Source organism: Polaribacter sp. SA4-12 (assembly GCF_002163675.1).
Classification (GTDB): Bacteria; Bacteroidota; Bacteroidia; order Flavobacteriales; family Flavobacteriaceae; genus Polaribacter.
Window position 1 is genome coordinate 199,497 of record NZ_CP019334.1, and the last position, 23,430, is coordinate 222,926.

General features: G+C 28.4%; 19 protein-coding genes and 1 pseudogene. 14 read left to right on the forward strand and 6 right to left on the reverse strand.

Annotated elements, in window-relative coordinates; translation table 11 throughout:
* The first annotated feature begins 14 nt into the window (after positions 1-14).
* Entirely contained in the window at positions 15-1,706 is a 1,692-nt protein-coding gene (gene ettA, locus BTO07_RS00880) for an energy-dependent translational throttle protein EttA (protein WP_087519424.1), read from the forward strand.
* Between the two features lie 329 nt (positions 1,707-2,035).
* Here ettA and BTO07_RS17675 read toward each other — a convergent pair.
* The 3 genes and pseudogenes from BTO07_RS17675 to BTO07_RS00900 all read right to left on the reverse strand — a co-directional run.
* Positions 2,036-2,212 (reverse strand): annotated as a pseudogene (locus BTO07_RS17675) (DDE-type integrase/transposase/recombinase); the annotation flags it as partial.
* 1,074 nt (positions 2,213-3,286) lie between these two features.
* Positions 3,287-5,734: a TonB-dependent receptor gene (locus BTO07_RS00895; RefSeq protein WP_087519427.1), complete on the reverse strand. Its 2,448-nt coding sequence runs from the start codon at positions 5,732-5,734 to the stop codon at positions 3,287-3,289.
* A 5-nt stretch (positions 5,735-5,739) separates the two neighbouring features.
* Complete coding sequence (locus BTO07_RS00900) at positions 5,740-7,443, reverse strand: M23 family metallopeptidase (RefSeq protein ID WP_087519428.1); 1,704 nt, start codon at positions 7,441-7,443, stop codon at positions 5,740-5,742.
* Positions 7,444-7,590: 147 nt separating this feature from the next.
* On the opposite strand from BTO07_RS00900, the gene BTO07_RS00905 reads away from it, so the two are divergent.
* The 3 genes from BTO07_RS00905 (at position 7,591) to rny (ending at position 9,983) form a co-directional block, all read left to right on the forward strand.
* Positions 7,591-7,881 carry a hypothetical protein gene (locus tag BTO07_RS00905; RefSeq protein WP_087519429.1) on the forward strand — a complete coding sequence of 97 codons (291 nt, stop codon included), beginning with the start codon at positions 7,591-7,593 and terminating at the stop codon, positions 7,879-7,881.
* 13 nt (positions 7,882-7,894) lie between these two features.
* A complete protein-coding gene (locus BTO07_RS00910; protein WP_087519430.1) occupies positions 7,895-8,185 on the forward strand; it encodes a cell division protein ZapA in 291 nt (96 codons plus the stop codon).
* Between the two features lie 232 nt (positions 8,186-8,417).
* A complete protein-coding gene (gene rny, locus BTO07_RS00915; protein ID WP_087519431.1) occupies positions 8,418-9,983 on the forward strand; it encodes a ribonuclease Y in 1,566 nt (521 codons plus the stop codon).
* Positions 9,984-10,174: 191 nt separating this feature from the next.
* Here rny and xerD read toward each other — a convergent pair whose 3' ends face one another.
* Complete coding sequence (gene xerD / locus BTO07_RS00920; protein ID WP_087519432.1) at positions 10,175-11,071, reverse strand: site-specific tyrosine recombinase XerD; 897 nt, start codon at positions 11,069-11,071, stop codon at positions 10,175-10,177.
* Between the two features lie 149 nt (positions 11,072-11,220).
* Between xerD and BTO07_RS00925 the strand changes: the two genes are divergently transcribed.
* Positions 11,221-11,745 (forward strand): porin family protein, encoded by a 525-nt coding sequence (locus BTO07_RS00925; protein ID WP_087519433.1) that lies wholly within the window; start codon positions 11,221-11,223, stop codon positions 11,743-11,745.
* 72 nt (positions 11,746-11,817) lie between these two features.
* Positions 11,818-12,231 (forward strand): type II 3-dehydroquinate dehydratase, encoded by a 414-nt coding sequence (aroQ, locus tag BTO07_RS00930; RefSeq protein WP_087519434.1) that lies wholly within the window; start codon positions 11,818-11,820, stop codon positions 12,229-12,231.
* Between the two features lie 62 nt (positions 12,232-12,293).
* Here the strand turns inward: aroQ and BTO07_RS00935 are convergent, their stop codons facing one another.
* Positions 12,294-12,761 (reverse strand): GNAT family N-acetyltransferase, encoded by a 468-nt coding sequence (locus tag BTO07_RS00935; protein WP_087519435.1) that lies wholly within the window; start codon positions 12,759-12,761, stop codon positions 12,294-12,296.
* A gap of 249 nt (positions 12,762-13,010) precedes the next feature.
* Positions 13,011-14,693: a glutamate formimidoyltransferase gene (gene ftcD / locus BTO07_RS00940; protein ID WP_087519436.1), complete on the reverse strand. Its 1,683-nt coding sequence runs from the start codon at positions 14,691-14,693 to the stop codon at positions 13,011-13,013.
* A 101-nt stretch (positions 14,694-14,794) separates the two neighbouring features.
* Between ftcD and BTO07_RS00945 the strand changes: the two genes are divergently transcribed.
* From BTO07_RS00945 to BTO07_RS00980, 8 genes are read left to right on the forward strand one after another with little or no spacing between them, the layout of a single operon-like run.
* Positions 14,795-15,652, forward strand: coding sequence for an ABC transporter permease (locus BTO07_RS00945; RefSeq protein ID WP_087519437.1), 858 nt, complete (start codon positions 14,795-14,797; stop codon positions 15,650-15,652).
* Positions 15,652-16,935, forward strand: coding sequence for an ABC transporter ATP-binding protein (locus BTO07_RS00950; protein ID WP_087519438.1), 1,284 nt, complete (start codon positions 15,652-15,654; stop codon positions 16,933-16,935). Before BTO07_RS00945 ends, BTO07_RS00950 begins: the two co-directional genes overlap by 1 nt.
* A 3-nt stretch (positions 16,936-16,938) precedes the next feature.
* Entirely contained in the window at positions 16,939-17,763 is an 825-nt protein-coding gene (locus BTO07_RS00955) for an alpha-1,2-fucosyltransferase (RefSeq protein ID WP_087519439.1), read from the forward strand.
* A gap of 25 nt (positions 17,764-17,788) precedes the next feature.
* Positions 17,789-19,546 (forward strand): asparagine synthase (glutamine-hydrolyzing), encoded by a 1,758-nt coding sequence (gene asnB / locus BTO07_RS00960; RefSeq protein WP_087519440.1) that lies wholly within the window; start codon positions 17,789-17,791, stop codon positions 19,544-19,546.
* A 3-nt stretch (positions 19,547-19,549) separates the two neighbouring features.
* Positions 19,550-20,461 (forward strand): hypothetical protein, encoded by a 912-nt coding sequence (locus BTO07_RS00965; RefSeq protein WP_087519441.1) that lies wholly within the window; start codon positions 19,550-19,552, stop codon positions 20,459-20,461.
* Positions 20,458-21,363 (forward strand): class I SAM-dependent methyltransferase, encoded by a 906-nt coding sequence (locus tag BTO07_RS00970; protein ID WP_087519442.1) that lies wholly within the window; start codon positions 20,458-20,460, stop codon positions 21,361-21,363. The genes BTO07_RS00965 and BTO07_RS00970 overlap by 4 nt, the downstream gene beginning before the upstream one ends.
* Positions 21,363-22,649, forward strand: coding sequence for a glycosyltransferase (locus BTO07_RS00975; RefSeq protein ID WP_087519443.1), 1,287 nt, complete (start codon positions 21,363-21,365; stop codon positions 22,647-22,649). Before BTO07_RS00970 ends, BTO07_RS00975 begins: the two co-directional genes overlap by 1 nt.
* Positions 22,650-22,651: 2 nt before the next feature.
* The gene (locus BTO07_RS00980; protein WP_087519444.1) at positions 22,652-23,425 is read left to right on the forward strand and encodes a glycosyltransferase family 2 protein; all 774 of its coding nucleotides are present in this window, start codon (positions 22,652-22,654) and stop codon (positions 23,423-23,425) included.
* Positions 23,426-23,430: the final 5 nt, after the last annotated feature.

Here is a 23,430-nt window from a genome sequence, read left to right on the forward strand (position 1 = left end):
AATAATATAGTATAATGAGCGACGATAAGAAAGTAATCTTTTCGATGAATAAGTTGTCTAAAACTTATCAATCAACAGGAAAACAAGTTTTAAAAGATATTTATTTAAGTTTCTTCTATGGAGCAAAAATTGGTATTCTAGGTTTAAATGGATCTGGAAAATCAACTTTATTAAAAATTATAGCAGGCGTAGAAAAAAATTATCAAGGAGATGTAACTTTTTCTCCTGGTTATAAAGTTGGGTATTTAGAGCAAGAACCACAATTAGATCCAGAAAAAACAGTTTTAGAGATTGTAAAAGAAGGAGTTGCAGAAACAGTTGCAATTCTTGATGAATATAATAAAATAAACGACATGTTTGGTTTAGAAGAAGTATATTCTGACGCTGACAAAATGGAGAAATTGATGGCGCAACAAGCAGAGCTTCAAGATAAAATTGATGCTGCTAACGCTTGGGAATTAGATACCAAATTAGAAATAGCAATGGATGCTTTAAGAACTCCAGATTCTGACAAGAAAATTGGAGTACTTTCTGGTGGTGAAAAAAGACGTGTTGCTTTATGTAGATTATTATTACAAGAACCAGAAATTTTATTATTAGATGAGCCTACCAATCACTTAGATGCAGAATCTGTACATTGGTTAGAGCACCATTTAGCACAATATAAAGGAACTGTTATTGCTGTAACACATGATAGATATTTCTTAGACAATGTTGCTGGTTGGATTCTTGAATTAGATAGAGGAGAAGGAATTCCTTGGAAAGGGAACTATTCTTCTTGGTTAGATCAAAAATCTCAAAGAATGGCACAAGAAAGCAAAACAGCTTCTAAACGTCAAAAAACATTAGAAAGAGAATTAGATTGGGTTCGTCAAGGAGCAAAAGGTCGTCAAACAAAGCAAAAAGCGCGTTTGAAAAACTATGACAAATTAATGAGTCAAGACCAGAAACAAGTTGATGAGAAATTAGAAATTTACATTCCTAATGGACCACGTTTAGGGACAAATGTAATTGAAGCAACTGGTGTTTCTAAAGCTTATGGAGATAAATTATTATATGATAATTTAGAATTTAATCTTCCACAAGCAGGAATTGTAGGAATTATTGGTCCCAATGGTGCTGGTAAAACAACAATTTTTAAAATGATAATGGGAGAAGAAACTCCTGATGCAGGTAGTTTTAATGTAGGTGAAACTGCTAAAATTGCATATGTAGATCAAGCACATTCAGATATTAACCCAGAAAAAACAATTTGGGAAAACTTTTCTGATGGACAAGATTTAGTAATGATGGGAGGAAAGCAAGTAAACTCTCGTGCATATTTAAGTCGTTTTAATTTTTCTGGAAGTGAGCAAAATAAGAAAGTAAATACACTTTCTGGTGGAGAGCGTAACAGGTTGCATTTAGCAATGACTTTAAAAGAAGAAGGGAATGTACTTTTATTAGATGAGCCTACCAATGATTTAGATGTAAATACATTAAGAGCTTTAGAAGAAGGTTTAGAAAACTTTGCAGGTTGTGCAGTTGTAATTAGTCACGATAGATGGTTTTTGGATAGAGTTTGTACTCATATTTTAGCTTTTGAAGGAAATAGTGAAGTTTACTTTTTTGAAGGAGGTTTCTCTGAATATGAAGAAAATAAGAAAAAACGTTTAGGTGGAGATTTAATGCCAAAACGAATTAAATATAGAAAATTGATTCGATAATATTTGATACTACCTGAGTCGTCCTAAAATAGGTTGACGGTTATTACTATATAAAATTAAGCCAGTGAAATTATTTTCACTGGTTTTTTGTTGTGTACAAAGTTATGAGTTTTCATTTTAAGATTCAAATAAGGTCTTTTATTATTATAGACCTCTATTGATTCCTTTATTAATTGATTTAACGTTTCTAACGTTATTACATTTATATATTAAAAATTCGTGTTTCAATATACCTTAATTCTTTCAGCCAGAGCGTTTTGACAACAGTTATGCTTATCTGTCATTGACGGTTTTATATTATTTTCTTTCAATTCTGTTTGATCAATATTTTAGCAATATTGCAGCTCTCTATCTGGATGATGAATTAAACTATGGTATGTAAACCTATTTTTAATCGCCAAATTTACTGCTTTCACTACATTTTCTTCACTAATATCATCACTCAATTTGTAGCCTACTATTTTTCTGCTATATGCATCAGTAACTAAAGATAAATAATGCGTTTTCTTTCTACTTTTATATAGGTAATATCACTTACAAATACTTGCTCTGGCTTTTTTGGTGTATACTCTTTTAAAAGATTTGGATATTTGTGAAGCCAATGTCTTTAATACGTTGTTTCGGTATTTTTTTTATTAATAAATGCTCTCTTTTTAAATAATCAAATAAGTCATTTTTTTCTATTTTTATTTCTTAAAAGTTATTTTTTTCTTCAAGTAAATAGTACAATTTACGAGTTCCAATCTTTGGTATTTTACTGCGAATTTTAAAGAACTAAAGATTTTACAAGCTTCAACTGTTTTCCTTCATAAATATTTCTTGCCCTTGATAGATATATTGATTGTCTACTAATACCAAACAATCGACAACTTCGTGATAGACATATACCTTGTTGTTGTCTGATGCTTTAGTTTTGATTGGTGGAAAATTTTTTTCTGATGGAAATTTCCATACTGCTTGACTGAAATATCAATCATTGTATTGAGAAGATCTTTTTTAAGCTTTTCGTTAGACAATTGTCTCTTTAAACTTTTATCTGTTCTACTAGTATTTCTTTGCTTTCTGACATTTGATGATTTTTTGGATGACACCAATCCAGTGTACCATATTTTCTTCACCAATCCAAAACAATCTTCTGCATTGAAAACCATAAAATTTTTGGATTTTTTTTTACGTGTAATTGCCTTTTTCAAACTCTGGAATTATAGACAACTTATAGCCTAAAATTCTAATCACGTTGAGTATTCTTCTTTCCTGGTTCTTCTGATGAACTCATAAATAAGTCGATTTTATGTCAACTTATTTTAGTACGGGACATTAGCTCAATAAAAGTTTGAGTATTCTCATGCTTTTATTGAGCTAATATATTTTTTTAAAATAACTTTTGACTTTTGGAGTTTTTATCCTTAACTTTAATATTACACTATAAGTAAATTCATTTCCATCAAGACTGTGCTATAGAAATTGCACATAAAATAGGAACTAAATCAAGTTTAATAATTTGGTTGAACCTTATTGTATATAAGAAATTTTATGAATAAAATGATTATTCTAAAAAAAAAAAATTATTTTAAGAAGAATTACAACTTCATTGAAACTTTAAAGTTTAAGACTCTACCAGTCATAAAATTCGGAATTCCGAATTGAGTTTTAGAATACACATCTCTTACCCAAGTATTGGTAATCGAGTTTTGAATATCAAACATATTAAACAATTCTAAACCAGCACTTAATTCTTTAAAATTAGATAACCAACCCGTTTTGTATTGTCTGTTTGCATCTGTAAAAACATAAGAAACTCCCAAGTCTGCACGTTTATAGTCTCTTAAACGACTTTGGTATTGATATACATCTGCATAAGAAGGAGAACCTCCAGGAACACCAGAATTATACACCAAGTTTAAGTATGCTTTTAAGTTTGGTAAATTAGGAACATAATCTTGAAAAAGTATTCCGAATTTTATACGTTGATCAGAAGGTCTAGCAATATTACCTCTGTTATTGATGTTTTCTTCGGTTTTTAGATAACCAAGACTTACCCAACTTTCACTTCCAGGAACAAATTCGCCATTTAATCTAATATCTAATCCATGAGCGTACGCAGTTGCATCATTATCTGCTCTATACCTAATTCTTACATTATCTATAGTGTATGAATTTACATTGGTTAAATCTTTATAGTAAAATTCTGTAGTTAGTTTAAAAGGTCTTTCCCACATATCAAAACTATAATCCATACCTGCTACAAAATGAACTGAATTTTGTGCTTTTAAATCTACATTTATATTTCCATTAGAATCTCTTAATTCTCTGTAAGAAGGAGGTTGAGAATACATACCTAAAGAAGTTCTAAATACCATGTCTTTACGCCAACTTGGTTTAATAGAAAACTGAGCTCTTGGACTAATAATAGTTTGACTTTTAGAAGTAATTCCATTTCCTTTAACGGTCCAATTATGAGCTCTAATACCAATGTTATATGAAACCTGATTATCTGCCCAATCTAAACGCTGATTAAATTGTACATAACCAGAAGCACGATTAATTTGTACTTCATTATCAACTCTTATATTTTGATATGGAGTAATTGGTCCTTCAAAAGGTTGATAAGGTTGGTTGTTACTAATTGAATTTGGAGGTCTAATAGAAAAACCTAAAGAATCTATAACTTCCCATTCTCTAATACGATCTTCAATGTCTTCTTTTTGAAGTTTTACACCAAAATCGAATTGCATTCTGTTTATTTTATATTTTCCCTTTATTTGAGCATTTGTAATTAATGCGTCTAAATCGTTACGAGCATGATTTAATTGAGAACCAATTCCTTCAGAAAAATCTACTTCACCAAAACTTTCAGACCCAATATTAGCGTCAACTTCTCCTAAATTATATTGTGCAGCAATATCAAAATGTTCTTCTTCTTGTGTGTTGTATCTAGAAACAGTACCTGTAAGTGATAAATTATCGTTTACTTGATATTCTATAGAAAATGCACCAAACATCGTTAGGTAATTGTCTTGTTCTTCTCCAGAATAATAAACATTCAATTCTAAAGGATCAGCAACCGTTCCAAAACGAGTACTTCTAGAAATAGGTTTGTAATTATAATTGTTAGAAGAAAAATTTCCTAAAAAGTTGAATTTCAATTTATCTGAAGCTTCATAAGATAAGTAAGTTTGAAAATCAATAAAAGTAGGCCTAAAATTAGTTTCAACCTGTTTACTGTTTACAAAAAGACTGTTATCTCTATATCTAAAACTACTTATTGTAGTTAGTTTATCATCAATAAGAGGAGTTTCAAAAGTGACACTTGCACCTAAAAGACTTAAATCTACGCTAGTTGCAGTTTCTGTTGGTTTTCTGTAAGTAATATCTAAAACTGATGATAATTTATCGCCATATTTTGCTTGAAATCCTCCCGCAGAAAAATTAATGTTTTGCACCATATTTGAGTTGATAAAACTCAAGCCTTCTTGTTGTCCGGATCTGATTAAAAAAGGCCTGTAAACTTCAATTCCGTTTACATAAACCAAGTTTTCATCAAAATTACCACCTCTAACATTGTATTGTGTACTCAATTCGTTGTTATTGCTAACTCCAGGTAATGTCATTAAAATATTTTCTACACCAGCATTAGGTCCAATAACATTTTTAACAATATTTATATCAATCTTTTGTAAACCTTGAACTGCATTTTTATTTTCTTTAATAACGATTTCTGTTAACTCTTCGGTTTTTGATGAAAGAACAACAGACAAACGAACTCCATTTCTACTATTTGCAGTGTATTTTTTTGAAAATGTTTTGTAAGATAAGTGGCTGAAAACAAGTGTTATTTCCTCTTTATAAGGAATTCTAATTTGGTATTTACCATTTTCATCAGTTGTAGTACCAACGTTATTAAATTTTATAGAAACTTTTTCTATCGGCTGCTTATCCTTGTTTTTAACAGTTCCTTTTAGGATTGTCGTCTTTTGAGCAAAAGCAATAATAGGAAGGAAGAATATAAGTAGAAAGGCTTTTTTCACGTAAATTAGTTTACTTGTTTCTTAAAGAACGTTGTAGAAAGTGTATTTGTATTTCCAACATTGTCCGAGACTACAATTTTAAAGATATGTTTGCTACCAACCAATTTTTTATCACTAAAATTATAAGTTAATATTCTTTTTTTATGATTATACTCCATTAAAACCCATTTTCCATCAATAGTTGCTCTATAGTTTTTAATACCTGAGCCAATATCAGAAATTTTTACTTTTATAGTATTTCGTTTAGAGATCCATTGTTTGTCTTTAAAGTACAGCAAACTTATTTTAGGTTTATGGTTGTCTGTAACTAAAGAATATTTACCTAAGGTTTTTGTTGTGGTATAAAAAGTACTGTCTTTTTTTCTAGTATATTGAAATCGTGGATATTTAGAGTTTTCTACATTTGCAATATATAATTGCTGTTTTTCTGCTTCAGAATATTTAGAAACATCAAAAGTTAATGTGAAACTTTTATCTAACGGAATTATAGGGGTATGAATTTTGGCAACACCTTTTTCAACTTTAAAATCTAAATAGAGATCTTTATAAAACGTGTTTTTCGGAAAAGCTACAGTAACATTCTCCTTTTTAAATTTCTGAAAATTCTTTGCAACTATTTTAAAGGCAGTGGTGTCTTTTTGTTCTGTAAAAAGAGAATTACTTTCTTTACCTATAACCGGAATTTTTATAGAACTGGTATTTCCTTTATAATCTTTGGCGATAATTTCTACGGTATAACTCAGTCCGTTTTTAATATTTAATTTTCCGTTGTTTATCAAATTCTCATAAGTAGACAATTTGTTAGCCGTTTCTTTATACGTCTTTTGATATTTTCTTTTGTACTTTTTATAATGTGGGTAATCTATATGTAGGTTGATGAATTTGCTTTCTGCAAACGAAAATGTTTCTACATCATGATGATAAAAACGTTTTCCATTTACCAACATTTCTAAACTATAAATTCCGTTTTTGTTAGGAGCTTTATCTAATTGATCAAAAACACTTGCGCCAAAACCAATACTACCAGAGGCCGAAATTCTATCAACACTATATTTTCCTTTAGCGATATTTTTTAAAGGAAGAATAAAATTTTTATTTTGATTATTAATCCGTGAAGTATTATTTAAAGGATATACTTTTAACGATTGAAAAATTGGTGGTTTAGTGTCTTCTGGTTTTAATCCGAAAAATAACGGATTTAAAATATGCTCCGTTTTTGTATTTCTTATTTCATAATGTAAATGTGGTCCACCAGAGCTACCCGTGTCTCCAGAAAAAGCAATAACTTCTCCTTTTTTAACTAGGAATTTATCTTTTTTGAAAAACAAGTTTCCGGTTTGGTAATCTTCTTTCTTATATTGGATAGCTTTTACATATTCCTGAATGGTATCAGAATATTTACTTAAATGTGCATAAACGGTTGTAAAACCATTTGGATGCGTAATATAAATCGCTTTTCCAAAACCATATTGAGCAACTTTTATTCTTGAAACATAACCTTCAGCAGCAGCATAAATTTTTAAACCTTCTTTACCTTGAGTTTTAATATCGATACCAGAATGAAAATGATTACTCCTTAATTCACCAAAAGTACCCGCCAAAACTGTTGGTATACCTAAAGGATTTCTAAAATAGTCTTCTGGATATTTTTCTTGAGAAAAACTTAAAAAGGTAATAAAGATTATGAATAATAAAAATGTTTGTTTCAAAGTGCAATTATTTTTGTGTAAAAATAGTGAAAAACATCTTTTTAGTAAACTATTAGTTTTTAGAAGATTAGTAATAAAGTAACAAAATGTTGTAAAATATAAAACAGAATGTTAACTTTGTACATATAGATTATTCTAAATAGTTAGATGAGTAATACAATAGAAGCAATTCATTTACTGGAAGATAAGTTAGAAAGTTTAATTTCTAATTATGAATTTTTAAAGAATGAAAATGAAATATTGCTTCATAGTACAACAAAATTACAACATCAACTCTTAGAAAGAGAGCAATTATTAGTAGAACAAAAAAGGCAATATGATTTGCTTAAAATTGCAAAAACTATAGATGGCAGTAGTACAAATACAAGAGATACGAAACTCAAAATAAATACTTTAATTCGAGAAATCGATAAATGTATTATTCAGTTACATGAATAAAGTTCTTTAAATTGTGGAAAAACTTAAAATTAATGTTGTTATAGCAGGTAGAACCTATCCTTTAAGTGTTAATAATACTAAAGAGGAAGAAGGTATGAGAAAAGCCGCAAATGCTATTAATAAATTAATTTCTAATTATGAAGAAAACTATGCAGTTAGTGACAAACAAGATGTTTTAGCTATGTGTGCATTGCAATTTGCTTCAAAAGCAGAAATTTCATCAATAGAAAAAGATTCTACAAGTAAAGAAGTCGTAAATAAAATAAAAGAGTTAACTAATTTGGTTGATTCTCATTTAAAATAAGTTCTTTAAAATATACATTAACAACACACTGCCTACGTTAGTAAATTGTTTATTAAACTCAACACGATTCAATTATGAAGGATGAGTCTTAACTGCAAAAGTAAGCCATAGTTACTAAATTTATTTTAGTAACAAGTGGATCCTTGAATAGTTAGTTAGTCCTATAAGTACCATATTTGGAGTTTAAAAAACCAAACTAATGTAGGCTTTTTTTATATACTAAATTTAAATTATGGATGGAATGATACTGCCAATATTGGCAGCAATTATAGGTATTGCAGTTGGATTTCTAATAGCTAAAGCTATGGAAAAAGCAAAAGGAAAGAAATTACTTAACAGTACTAAAAGTGAAGCAGCTACGATTTTAAAAGTAGCTAAAATAGATGCTGAAGCTGTTAAAAAAGATAAAATACTACAAGCTAAAGAAAAGTTTATTGAACTTAAGTCTGAGCATGAAAAAGTGATTCTTAGTAGAGAAAAAAAGATTTCTGATGTTGAAAAACGTATTAGAGATAGAGAATCTCAAGTAGCTTCTGAAGTTGATAAAAACAAACGACTTAACAAGTCTTTAGAGCAAAAGGAAAACGATTTTAATAAAAAGTTAGACTTTGTTGAAAATAAAGAAAGTGAATTAGAAGTAATGCACAAGCGTAATGTAGACATGCTAGAGCAAATTTCTGGTTTATCTGCAGATGAAGCTAAAGTAGAATTGGTAACATCTCTAAAAGATGAAGCTAAATCTGAAGCTATGGCTTTTGTACAAACTTCTGTAGAAGAAGCGAAGTTAACAGCAGAACAAGAAGCTAGAAAAATAGTTTTAGGAACGATACAAAGAGTAGGTGTAGAGCAAGCAGTAGAAAACTGTGTTTCTGTATTTAACTTAGAATCTGATGATGTTAAAGGAAGAATTATTGGTAGAGAAGGTAGAAATATTAGAGCAATTGAAGCTGCTACTGGTGTAGAAATTATTGTAGATGATACTCCAGATGCAATTATACTTTCTTGTTTCGATCCTATTAGAAGAGAAGTTGCACGTTTATCTTTACATAAATTAGTTACTGATGGAAGAATTCACCCAGCAAGAATTGAAGAAGTTGTAAGTAAAACAGAAAAACAAATTACACAAGAAATTATTGAAGTTGGTAAAAGAACTGTTATAGATTTAGGAATTCACGGTTTACACCCAGAATTAATTAAAGCTGTTGGTAGAATGAAATATCGTTCTTCTTACGGACAGAATTTATTACAACACTCGCGTGAAGTTGCAAATCTTTGTGGTATTATGGCTGCAGAAATGGGCTTAAACTCTAAGGTTGCAAAACGTGCAGGTTTATTACACGATATTGGTAAAGTGCCAGATACAGAAAGTGAACTTCCTCACGCATTGTTAGGTATGCAATGGGCTGAGAAATATGGTGAAAAACCAGATGTTTGTAATGCAATTGGAGCTCACCATGATGAAATTGAAATGAAAAGTTTAATTTCTCCAATAGTTCAAGTTTGTGATGCTATTTCGGGAGCAAGACCAGGAGCAAGACGTCAAGTTTTAGATTCTTATATTCAACGTTTAAAAGACTTAGAAGATATCGCATTCGGTTTTCCAGGTGTTCAAAAAGCATACGCTATTCAAGCAGGACGTGAATTACGTGTAATGGTAGAAAGTGGTAAGGTAAATGACACAAAAGCTGCTGAATTATCTTTTAGTATTTCTCAAAAAATACAGAATGATATGACATATCCAGGTCAAGTAAAAGTGACGGTAATTAGAGAAACTAGAGCTGTTAACGTAGCTAAATAAGAAGTTCTCTTAATCTTCCAAAAGGAAGAAACATATTAAATTAAAATCCTTACTTTTATAAGTAGGGATTTTTTTTATGAAGCTATTTCCTGCTTTCCGCTATATCTTTTTTATGAAAAATAAAAAAGGATGCCGCTGTAATCAGGGCTAAACTTATTTATTAGCCAATTGCTTTAAAATTAGATTAGGAATTATTTTCTAGGATGAAAGGTTTCTACAATCTCCTTTAAATAGCTTTTATCTAGATGAACATAAACTTCTGTAGTTGTTATACTCTCATGTCCTAGCATTTGTTGAATTGCTCTTAAATCAGCACCATTTTTTAATAAGTGTGTTGCAAAAGAGTGTCTTAATGTATGTGGACTTATTTTTTTAGTCAGCTCTATTTTAATTGCTAAATCTTTAAGGATTATAAAAATCATTTGTCTCGTTAATCCTTTTCCGCGTCTATTTAAAAAAACAGTGTCTTCAAAACCTTTTTGTGGAGTTAAGTGAACTCTAATGTCTTTTATGTAGCTTGAAATATATTTCTGTGCATTGTAATGAATTGGTACAAAACGTTGTTTATTTCCTTTTCCAATAACACGTATAAAACCTTCATCAAAAAATAAATCAGAAATTTTTAAGGTAATGAGTTCACTAACACGCAAACCACAACTATACATAGTTTCTAAAATTGTTCTGTTTCTTTCTCCTTGTGGATGACTTAAATCTATAGATGAGATAAGCTCGTTAATTTCATCTTCAGACAATGTATCTGGTAATTTTCTTCCAATTTTTGGAGCTTCAATTAAGTCAGTTGGATTAGTTGTTCTATAATCTTCAAAAATTAAGTAATCAAAAAAACTTCTTAAACCAGAAATTATTCTAGCCTGACTTCTAGGATTGACTTTTTTAGCAACATCATAAATAAATTGTTGCACAGTATCTTCATCAATTGTAGTAGGGGAATAGATGACTTTATGATCCTCAAGATAAAGTATAAGTTTTTCTAAGTCTCTAGTATAACTATCAATTGTGTTCTGAGATAAACCTCTTTCTATTTTTAAAAATAATTGAAAATCTCTAATTGCATTTTGCCATTTCATGGTGTAAATATATTAAAACAGAATAAACTATTTTTTTTATACGATCTGTTTATAAAGAATTAAAATAAACTGCATAAAATATTGTTTGAATGTAAATCTATGGGGGCGTTTTCCTTATATTTGATTATATAAATTATTAAAAAAAAGTTATGAAAAAAGTATTATTTATTGCTGTAGTGGCATTATTAGGATTAGGAAATTTGAATGCACAAGATGCTAAGTTTGGAGCTGTTGCAGGTTATCACAATTTAAGCCAAAAATTAAGTGCGGAAGGAAATTCAATATCTGTTGATATCAATGGTTTTTATGTTGGTGTTTCAGGAGAGTTTACACTTTCTGAAACTTTAAACTTGCAAACTGAATTACAATATGCAAGTGCATCTCAAGATGGTGTATCTATTGATTTAATAGTTTTACCAATATTGGCAAAGTATTATGTCTCGGATGAATTTAGTTTACAAGCAGGACCTCAATTAGATTTTATAGTATCGGATTCTGAAGACGCTAATGTTTTTGGTTTAGGTTTAGCGATTGGAGCAGGATATGATATTAGTGAGAATTTTTATATTAGTTCAAGGTATGCATTTGGTTTAACAAATAGATTAGAAGATGCTCCTTCTGGAGTTTCAATAAAAATGAACACTTTTCAAGCAGGATTAGGATATAGATTCTAATTTAGAAAATTTAAAGAATATAAAAACGGAAGCATTTTTGCTTCCGTTTTTTTTTTGTCCTATTTTAGCTAAATGAAACTAATTATTATAAACGGGCCCAATTTAAATTTATTAGGAAAAAGAGAACCAGAAATTTACGGTTCTAAAACCTTTGAAGAGTTTTTTAGTGAACTTCAGCTTAAATTTAAGGATGTAGAATTATCTTATTTTCAATCTAACATAGAAGGTGAAATTATAGATAAATTACATGAAGTTGGTTTTGATTATGATGGAATTATTTTAAATGCAGCAGCTTATACTCATACTTCTGTAGGTATTGGAGATGCTGTAAAAGGAATAACTACTCCAGTAGTAGAATTACATATTTCAAATGTACATGCTCGTGAAGAGTTTAGGCATCACAGTTTTATTGCTCCAGCAGCAAAAGGTGTTTTATTTGGTTTTGGATTAAAAGGATATGAATTGGCAATTCAAAGTTTTCTTTAATTCTGAAGTTGTTTGATGTTTTTTAATTTAAGTATGTCTGGTTGAGCGCAGTCGAAACCTATTTATAACTCTAACAACATTTTAATATCTGATCGCTCATAACGTGAGTTTTCCTCTAAAACAACTTCTTTAAATCCTATTTTTTTATATAAGTTAATAGCAGGGACTAGTTTTCTGTGAGAATATAATGTGATGCTTTTCCATTCTTGATTTCTTGCAAACTCGAGACAGTAATACATTAATTTCTGACCAATTTTTAACCCTTGATATTTAGGCGAAACTGCCATTTTACTCAATTCAAAAAATGTTTTTTGGTTGATGAGTGATACAACTCCAACAATTTCATTGTTATATTTTGCGAAAAAGATAAAACCACCGGGATCAATAACATATTTCTGTGGATTACTTAAAACCTTTTTATCATAAGTTTCTACATAAAAATATTTTTCTAACCATTCAACATTTAGGTTGTAAAAGTCAGCTGCAAATTCTGGTTGATATGCTATAATTTCTAAATTTTCTTTATCCATAGTAGATAGGTTGCATTAAGGATTGAATCCATTCGAATAACTGATGATATTCTTAACCTTTTTATAGTCTTTTTAAACAAGCGTCATTGCTATGAACGAAGCAATCTGTTTATTAATTATGAGATTGCCACAGTTAACAAAAAAGTAAACTTCGCAATGACACAACTATAAAAAGATATAGTGGAAAGCCTGACTTTATTCCCCTAAAACTTTTTCTGTATTAGGGGAATAAAGAAATGCCAAAATAAATTAAATTTTAGAATTAATAATTTCCATCATTTCATTTTCTAAAACGATTGTTTTTTGATAAATATCTTCTGACTTTGCTAAAATGTCTTTCGCAAATTCTTTGTCTTTAATATCTTTTGCGTTGATACGTACATTAAAATATGCACCAGTTACCGCAGTTTTTGCACATAAAACACCAACTCCACCATCTGAAAGCGAATTTTGCAATCCGTTTTTCATCATTTCTAACATTACTTCAATAGAATTATAAGCAGTTTCCATCACTTTAAAAGGAATTTCTGTTGCGTATTTGGTAGCGTTTTCAATTGCTAATTTTCTAGCTTCAATTTCTTCGTTATTAGATTTTGGCATTCTAAAACCATCAATAATTTTATTAAAAGCATTGGTATCTTCATCAACTAAAAACAATAAGTCATTTTTATATTTTTGACCTTTTTCTGCCCAGTTAGAAAAATATTCCCATTTAGAGTCCCAACCCGCTTTATGTGCAGAAAGATTTGCAACCATTGTACCTAGAGAAACGCCCAAAGCACCAACGTAAGCAGCAATACTTCCACCTCCAGGAGCCATAGATTCTGATGCAGTTTCTTCTGCAAAATCTTTAACAGTAAAGTCGATTAGCTTTTTTTCTGAATCGGAATTCATCACATATTCTATGATTCTTTCTTGCGGATTAAATGGCTTTAAATCATCTAAACCAAGCGATTTAATTGCGATTTTTATCTTCTCGTTATCACTAATTCCTAAAGAACGTTGTTGCTTTATTAGATAAAAATCTGCTGCATCTAACATTGCTTGTAACGGAACTAAACCAACTAATTCTGAACCTGTAACTCTTAAACCACGTTTTGTAGCTGCCAAATCAGTTTCATAAAAAGCTTCGTGCATAGAAGTTATGGTAATGTTTGTTAGGTTGTATGAAATTTGTGCAATTCCATATTCGTCTATAAACCACCCAATTCCTTTTACCGCTTTTAATTTTCCAGGAATTCTTTCTGGTTCTCCATTTTTATCGAGTACTTTTTTTCCATCAACTAATTTTGCTCTTCCGTTTTCACGAATATCAAAAGCAACTGCATTTGCGCGTCGTGTAGAAGTTGAATTTAAATTTACGTTATATGCAATTAAGAAATCACGAGCAGAAATTGCAGTAACACCAGAAGAAACTATTTGTTGGTTAAATTCTGTTGGACCAAAGTCTGGTTTAAAATTTGGGTTTGATAGCTTTTCTTTCAATCCCTCATATTCTCCAGAACGAACTGTTGCTAGGTTTTTTCTATCATCAGAAGTTGCTGCGTTTTCATAGAAATAACCAGAAATGCCTAATTCTTCTCCAACTCTTTTTCCTAATTGATGTGCGTATTTTGCAGTTTCTTCCATAGAAATATTTGCAATTGGCACAAGAGGACAAACATCTGTTGCTCCAAAACGAGGATGTTCACCGGTTTGTTTACTCATATCAATTAATTCTGAAGCTTTTTTTATCAATAAAAAAGCGGCTTTAATTACATTTTCTGGCTCACCAACAAATGTAATTACAGTTCTGTTAGTCGCTTTACCGGGGTCGATATCTAATAATTTTACACCTTCAACAGTCTTTACAATATTTGCAATTGCATTTATTTTCTGTAAATCTCTTCCTTCACTAATGTTTGGAACACATTCTATAAGTTGCTTGTTCATAATATTGATTTTATTCAACGTAAAAATAGCGTGATTCGACGAAAAATGATATGAATTCTATTAAAATAATTTATATTTGTTTAACTTAGTAATATTTATAAATGAACAAAGAAAAGTGGCTTTTTGAAATAACGCCTAAAAATAATTTATTTGACTTAAATTTAAAAGAGGTTTGGCAATATAGAGATTTGTTGATGCTTTTTGTGAAACGAGATGTAGTAACTGTATATAAACAAACTATTCTTGGACCACTTTGGTATTTAATTCAGCCTTTATTTACCTCAGTAATTTTCACATTAATTTTTAATAATGTAGCTAATATTTCTACAGGAAGCGTGCCTCCGTTTTTATTCAATTTAGCTGGTATAACGATTTGGAATTATTTTAAATCTTGTTTTTCAGCAACTTCAAATACATTTAATGCAAATGCGGGTATTTTTGGTAAAGTGTATTTTCCGAGAATAATAGTTCCAATTTCAATTGTGATTTCTAATCTAGTTCGTTTTGGAATTCAGTTATTTATTTTTAGTGTTTTTTATTGTTATTATTATTATTATAAGGATGCTGATATTAGCTTAAATAGATATACAATTTTGTTTCCTGTAATGGTCTTAATAATGGGAATGTTAGGTTTAGGGTTAGGTATGATAATATCTTCAATGGTAACTAAATATAGAGATTTAAAAATATTAGTAGAATTTGGATTACAATTACTAATGTATATTTCAGCTGTAATGTATCCTGTGACATATTTTGCTGAAAAATTACCAGAGTATGTTTGGATCATTAAATATAATCCTTTAGCAGTTGTAATTGAAACTGTAAGGAATCTTTTATTAAATACAGGTGCATTCAATAGTACTATGTTTTTTTACACATTGGTAATAACAGTAATAACCATGTTTTTTGGAATTGTTATTTTTAATAAAGCAGAAAAAAGTTTTATAGATACAGTATAATGAGCGAAGTCATATTAAAAGTAGAAAATGTAAGTAAACAATACCGATTAGGGTTAGTTGGAACTGGGACTATTAAAGACGATTTAAAACGTTGGTGGTATCAATTAAAAGGAAAAGAAGATCCTTTTTTAAAGATAGGAGATGCAAATGACAGAAGTACAAAAGGTGAATCAGATTATGTTTGGGCTTTAAAAAACATTGATTTTGAAGTAAATAAAGGAGAAGTTTTAGGTGTAATTGGTAAAAATGGTGCAGGAAAATCTACTTTATTAAAAATTTTATCAAAAATAACCTCTCCAACAACTGGGAGTATAAAATTTAATGGAAGAATAGCATCTTTATTAGAAGTAGGAACAGGTTTTCATCCAGAACTTACAGGAAAAGAAAATGTTTATTTAAATGGAGCTATTCTAGGAATGACGAAGGCTGAGATTAGCGATAAATATGATGAAATTATTGAGTTTTCTGGTTGTGAGCGATATATTGATACACCTGTAAAAAGATATTCGAGTGGTATGACAGTTCGTTTAGCGTTTGCTGTGGCAGCTTTTTTAGAACCAGATATTTTAATAATCGATGAAGTATTAGCAGTTGGTGACGCTGAATTCCAAAAGAAAGCAATTGGTAAAATGCAAGATATATCTAAAGGCGAAGGAAGAACAGTTTTGTTTGTGAGCCATAATATGACAGCTGTAAAGAACCTTTGTACTAGATGCATTAATTTAGAAAATGGAATTGTAACTTTTGATGGAGATGTGAAAGAAGCTGTAGACAAGTATTTAACCGTTGAAAAGAAAATATTTGAAATAGATTTAAAAAATAGGGTTGATAGAAAAGGGACAGGAAAAGTAAAATTTAAAAGCGTGGAGTTTTTAAATAAGAAAAATGAAAAACTGGACCATATTTCATCAGGTATACCTTTAAATATAAAATGTGTTTTTGACAATTATTTATCAGAGGATAAAGTTTATAAAGCAAGATTTGATGTAAATATTTATAATGAAAACGAAGTTTTTTTAACTCAATTAACTACTTTTTCAGATAAAAAGGAATGTATTATAAATTCAAAAAATGAATTCTTTACAATTTTAATACCTAAGCTTAATTTATTACAGGGTAAATATATTTTGTCAATTTATTGTAAAATAAATGAAGATGAAGCTGATTGGATTGAAAATGCAGTTTGTTTTGATGTGCAATCAGGAGATTATTTTAATTCAGGAAGAGTAATGCCTAAAGGATTTGGAATATTTGCAACTGATCATAAAGTAAACATTACATAAAGAATGATAAAAGTTGATCTCTGGGGTAGAATGGGAAATCAAATGTTTCAATATGCATTCGCTGTAAACACCTCAAAAAAGTTTAAAACGTTTTTTTTAATAATGCCCAAAGAAAAGTTTGAATTAATTAAATTTTTTAAATTAGATTTTTTAACTAGATTATGTTATAATAAATTCATTTTTAGGTTTTATCGTTTTATTGTTGCTAAAGTATTTCTATTTCAATATATCCTTCAAAATAATGAAGGAAGTATAGAGTTGAATAATAATAAATGTTATAAAGGTTTTTTTCAATCTGAAGGTTACTTTGTGAACTCGAAAAAAGTAATTCAAAATAAATTCAAAATAAAAAAAGAATGGAAAAAAAAATATAGAGAAAAATATTATTCAATTTTTAATGAATCAGATAAAATTATTGTAATGCATATTAGAAGAACCGATTATGTTAATTTTGGAGGTGATCATGTTGGTGGGAAAAACTTAACACTTCCAATGTCTTATTATGATAATTGTTTAAGTTTAATAAATAATTTAGAAGAATACAAAGTAGTTTGTATTAGTGACGATATTAATTTTGTTAAAGATTATTTTAAAGAAAGAGTAAACTATTTTTTTTTAAAAAATGAAGCAATAATTGATTTTCAAATAATTTTGAATGCAGAAATAGCTATAATTGCAAACAGTTCGTTTTCTTGGTGGGCTGCTTATTTAAATAATAAAAAAAATAAAATAATTTATGCTCCAAAATATTGGTTCGGGTTTAAAGTAAATACTGAGATACCAGAAAATATAATACCCGAAAATTTTTTAACAGTAGAAACCAACTAATTCATACTATAAAACTAAATATATAATGTGTGGAATTAATGCCTTTTTTTCATATCAAAAAATAAACAATTCTATAATTAGTAGATTAAAATCTTGTAATGCAGATATGATTTATCGAGGGCCAAATGAACAAGATGTTTGGTACAATAATAAAATGGCCTTGGGTCAAGTAAGACTATCTATTATTGGCGTTGATAATGGACATCAGCCATTATTTAATGAAGATAAAAGTTTAGTCCTTGTATGTAATGGTGAAATATATAATTACAAAGAATTAAAGTCTGATTTAATTGGAAAAGGACACCACTTTTCATCTGAAACAGATTCTGAGGTTATTTTACATTTATATGAAGAGTATCCAGAGAATTTTAATGATAAACTTGAAGGAATGTTTGCTTATTGTTTATATGATATAAATAAAGAGAAACTAATTGTAGGTAGAGATATTGCTGGAAAAAAACCGCTTTATTATGCAAAAACAGATGAGGGTATTATTTTTTCATCGGAAGTTAAAGTTATAAAAAAATATTTCTTAAAAAATCCGTCATTAAATTTAGAAGTTTTAAGACAAACCCAAAAATTTTCTTATTCTATATCTCCAAATACAACTTATGTTAATGATATTTTAAAATTACCTTATGCGAGTTATGCTACAATTTCAGTTGACAAAGGTTATAATATTGATGTAAAAAGGTATTTTAAACGAAATATCAATCCAACTTTTGGGGGTAGTTATGAAGAGGCTTGTTTAGAAATAAAAAGATTATTATATAAAGCTGTTGAAAAAAGGTTGCAAAGTGAAGTTCCTGTGGGAATTTTATTAAGTGCAGGGATTGATTCTTCAGCAATTGCAGCTATTACTAAAGAATTTAAAGAAGATGTTAGTGTACTTTCGGCAGGATATAAAGGGAATCATGAGGTAGATGAAAGAAGAGAAGCAAAAAAATTTAGTAATTTAAAAGGTTTTAAATGGAATGAAATTGAATTAGACGAAAATAATTTTAATGGTAAATTCACTAAAATTATGTCTATACTAGATGAGCCAAATGGTGATGTTGCAATGTTTGCTCAATGGGAAATATATAAAAAAGCAAAAGAGTTAGGATTTACAGTTTTACTAAGTGGTAATGGAGGAGATGAATTGTTTTACGGATATAAATCACACAATGATTTTGCTTTAGGTTTGGATTGGACTAACACTCAAAAAAACAAAATGCCTTTGCGGAGTAAAAAGGTAATATCAAAACATTATATATACCAAATATTTAAGTTGTTGGTTTCAAAAATTGACAACCCGTTAAATAAAATTAATATTAGAAATGATTACCCATTATTTGATGAATTAGAAAAAAGCGCTTTTGAACAAAGTTTACCTTTAGATAGAAATGATTGGCATAGGGTAGATTATAAGGATTATATTGATAAAGTTTATTATTATTTAAATTACGCTTGGTTAACAAATAACTGTTATTTTTTAGCAGATAAATTAGCTATGGCAAATTCAATTGAAGTTAGAAGTCCCTTTGCTGATATTGAATTAATTAAATTTGTAGATACATTGCCTTTAGAATATAAGTTTAGAAATCAACAACCAAAGCAAATTTTAAAAGATAGTTTAAAAGGTGTTTTACCTGTTTATGTACTTAATAGAGAAAAATCGGGATTTACACCTCCAACATCATTTATTAATAATATTGTATCTAATTATAAAAGCAGTTATTTTAATGAACACCCTAGAACTTATGCTCAATTAGTAACTGATTATTTTGCAAAAACTATTTAAATTATGTTAGCACCCATTGTATTATTTGTTTATAACAGACCTTGGCATACTGAGCAAACTTTAGAAGCTTTAATGCAGAATAAATTAGCAGATAATAGTATTCTCTATATATATTGTGATGGGCCAAAACCAAATGCTTTAAAGGAAGAATTAAATAAAATAATAGAAGTTAAAGAAGTTGTCAGAAAAAATAAGTGGTGTAAGGAAGTTTATATAATTGAACAAGAAAATAATTTAGGGCTTGCAGATAGTATAGTTAAAGGTGTTACTGAAGTCGTTAATAACTATGGTAAAATAATTGTTTTAGAGGATGATATTGTAACATCAATGGGCTTTTTGAGTTATATGAATGATGCTCTTAATATATATGAAAGAGAAGAAAATGTAATGCATATTTCAGGTTATTTTTCAAAAGTAAAAGGAAGATTACCTAATTTCTTTTTTTATAACCAGGCTTCTTGTTGGGGTTGGGCTACTTGGAAAAGTGCTTGGGTTAATTATAATGGGGACAGTGTTGGTTTATATAATCAAATACTTGATTCTAACAGGGTTTTAGAGTTTAATATGAATAACTCCTATCCTTTTTTATCTCATTTAGAGGCCAATATAAGAGGGGAAATGAAAACTTGGGCAATAAAATGGCATGCATCTGTATTTTTAAAAAAAGGTTTATGTCTACATCCCGCTAAATCATTTGTTAATAATATAGGTTTTGATAATTCAGGAGTTCATTGTGAGGTTTCTGACAGATATACAAATGAATACTTAAATAACATAGACTTTAAAAAACCAAAAAAAAAAATAGAAAATATAAAAGCAAAAAGGTTAGTTGAAGAGTTTAATAAAAATGGAAATAAAAAAAATATTTTTTTAAGATTGAAAAAAATAATAAAAGTAATATATAATAAACTATGAAAGTTTTATCACCATTAACAAGTAAAGAGTCTTTATTAATAGAAACTATCAATGTTGATAAATTAAAAATTGATTACTTTGAAAGTTTAGAAATTGATGTTTCTGATTTTTTTGAAGAAATTGAAAAACTGTATGTTTTTAAATGTCAACAGACGGGATATATGTTTTATTATCCTTTTAATATATCAGGTGATAGTAATTTTTACAAGAAATTACAAAAATTTGATTGGTACTATATGCCTTGGAAATGGGAAAATGAAATGACGTTAAAGAATTTAGATGGAAATGAAAAAATTCTTGAAGTTGGTAGTGGTGGCCTAGGTTTTATTGAGAAATTGAAAAATAAAGGTTTTGATATTACAGGTCTTGAATTGAATGAAGAAAGTGTAAGAAAAGGTCAGGAAATAGGATTGGAAGTTTTGAATCAAACAGTTCAAGATCATGCTAATGCTAATAAAGGTAAATATGATCTAGTGTGTTCTTATCAAGTTTTAGAGCATATTTCAGATGTTTACACCTTTATAAAAGCTCAAGTAGATTGTTTAAAGACTGGAGGGAAACTAATTATTTGTGTACCAAACAATGATTCTTTTATAAAATTGACTAATGGGGGTTTATTAAATTGTCCTCCTCATCATATGGGGTTATGGAATAAAAAATCATTGTCAAAAATATCTTCTATTTTTGGGTTAAAAGTTGATGAAGTTTTATATGAACCTTTGCAGGATTATCATTTAAATTGGTATATAGATTCTACAAAAAGAGAAAGAATCTTTAAAAATAAATATTCTCGATATTTATTTAAGAAATTAAAAATGGATAATCTTTATTTAAAATTAATTACAAAATTTAAAAATAAAATTAAGGGTCACTCAATAATGGTTGTATATTCTAAATTATAATGAAAGTTTTAATAGTTAATTCTTACGATGTTGGTGGGGCTGCAAAAGCATGTATAAGGTTACATGAAGGTCTTATAGAAAAAGAGATTGACTCTACTATATTATTTAAAGTAAAACAAAAGAACATATCTAATTCAGTACAATTTAAAAAATTACCTGCAAAAAATACAAAAATTCAAAGGATAAAATTAAAAATTTATAGAATTTTAAAAGAATTAAAGATCATAAAACCAAAACCTGTAAAGAAACAATCCGCAATAGTTGATAGACATTCGAATTTAGAAATGTTTAGTTTTCCAAATTCAAGTTTTGATATAACGGAATCTGAGTTATATAAAGAAGCAGACATAATTAATTTACATTGGATAGCTGAATTTTTAGATTATGAAACTTTTTTTAAAAAGAATACCAAGCCAGTAATTTGGACTTTACACGATATGAATCCATTTTCAGGTGGAGAACATTTTACGGAAGAATTTTTAGGAATAAACAAGAAAGGTAAACCTATAAAAAGAGTAATTTCTGAAAGTGAAAAAAAAATATTTTCAAAAAATATAATTTTCAAAAAAAATGCTTTAAAAAATGTGTCAAACTTGCATATTGTTGTTTTATGTAATTGGATGAAAAATGAAGTAAAGAAAAATATACTATTTAAAGATTATCCAATACATTTAATTCCAAATGGCATAAACACTGATGTTTTTAAGCAGAGAGAAAAAGTGTTTTCTAGAGAAATTTTGAATATACCTCAAAATAAAAAAGTTATTTTATTTGTTTCGGATTCTTTAAGCAATAATAGAAAAGGTTTTGCATTTTTAGAAAAAGCTTTTGAAGAACTAAAAACAGATGATGTTTTTTTATGTGCCATTGGTAAAAAGAATAATTTAAAACATAATTATGATAATATTTTGGAGTTAGGTTTTATATATGATGAACGATTAATGAGTATTGCTTATTCTGCTGCAGATGTTTTTGTAATACCTTCTTTAATGGATAATTTACCAAATACGGTGTTAGAATCTATTATGTGTGGAACGCCAGTAGTTGGTTTTCCTGTTGGTGGAATAAAAGATATGATTGAAGATGGTGTTAATGGTTTATTAACAAAAGATATAAGTGTTTTGTCTTTAGTAGAAACTTTAACATTGTTTTTATGTACATGTGGTAGCTATAATTCGGGAAAAATTAGAGAAAATGCTTTAAAAAAATATAGTCAAAAAATACAATCAGAGCAATATTTAAAACTATTTCAAAGTATTTATAACAAATCAAAAATAGATATTTAAATATGAAGAAAAAAATATCTATAATTACTATAAATTACAATAATCTTGAAGGTTTAAAAAGAACAATTACTAGTGTAGCTAATCAAACTTATAAAGATTTTGAATATGTTATAATTGATGGAGGATCTATTGATGGTAGTGCAGATTATATTGAATCTAAAAATAATAATATTGATTATTGGGTCAGTGAAAAAGATTCTGGGATTTATAATGCTATGAATAAAGGTATTGAAGTTGCAAATGGTGAATATTTATTGTTTTTAAATAGTGGAGATGAGTTGTATTCTAATAATGTCTTACAAGAAAATTATAATGATATCCATACTGAAGATTTAATTTACTTTAATATATGTCAAGTTTTTGAAACATCAACAAATATATATAGTTACCCGGATTATTTAAGTTATAAAACATTTTTAGCTGGCACTATAGGCCATCCTACTACATTAATTAAAAGATCTCTTTTTCATAAATTTGGTGTATATGATGAAAGTTTAAAAATTGTTTCTGATTGGAAATTTTTTTTTATTCTAGTAGTTAAATTTAATGTTTCTAGAAGGAAAATAAATAAAACATTATCAAATTTTTATACAAATGGTATCAGTTCTATGGATGTTTCTTTAGTTAATTTTGAAAGAAATAAGGTTATAGAATCAGAATTTAAAGATTATTTAAGATTAGATTCTTTAGAAAAATTATTATTTAACCTTAAAAGATCAAGAATTATAAAACTTCTAAATAGATTTGGTCTTTTGTTAAATATTAAAGAAATTTAACTTAA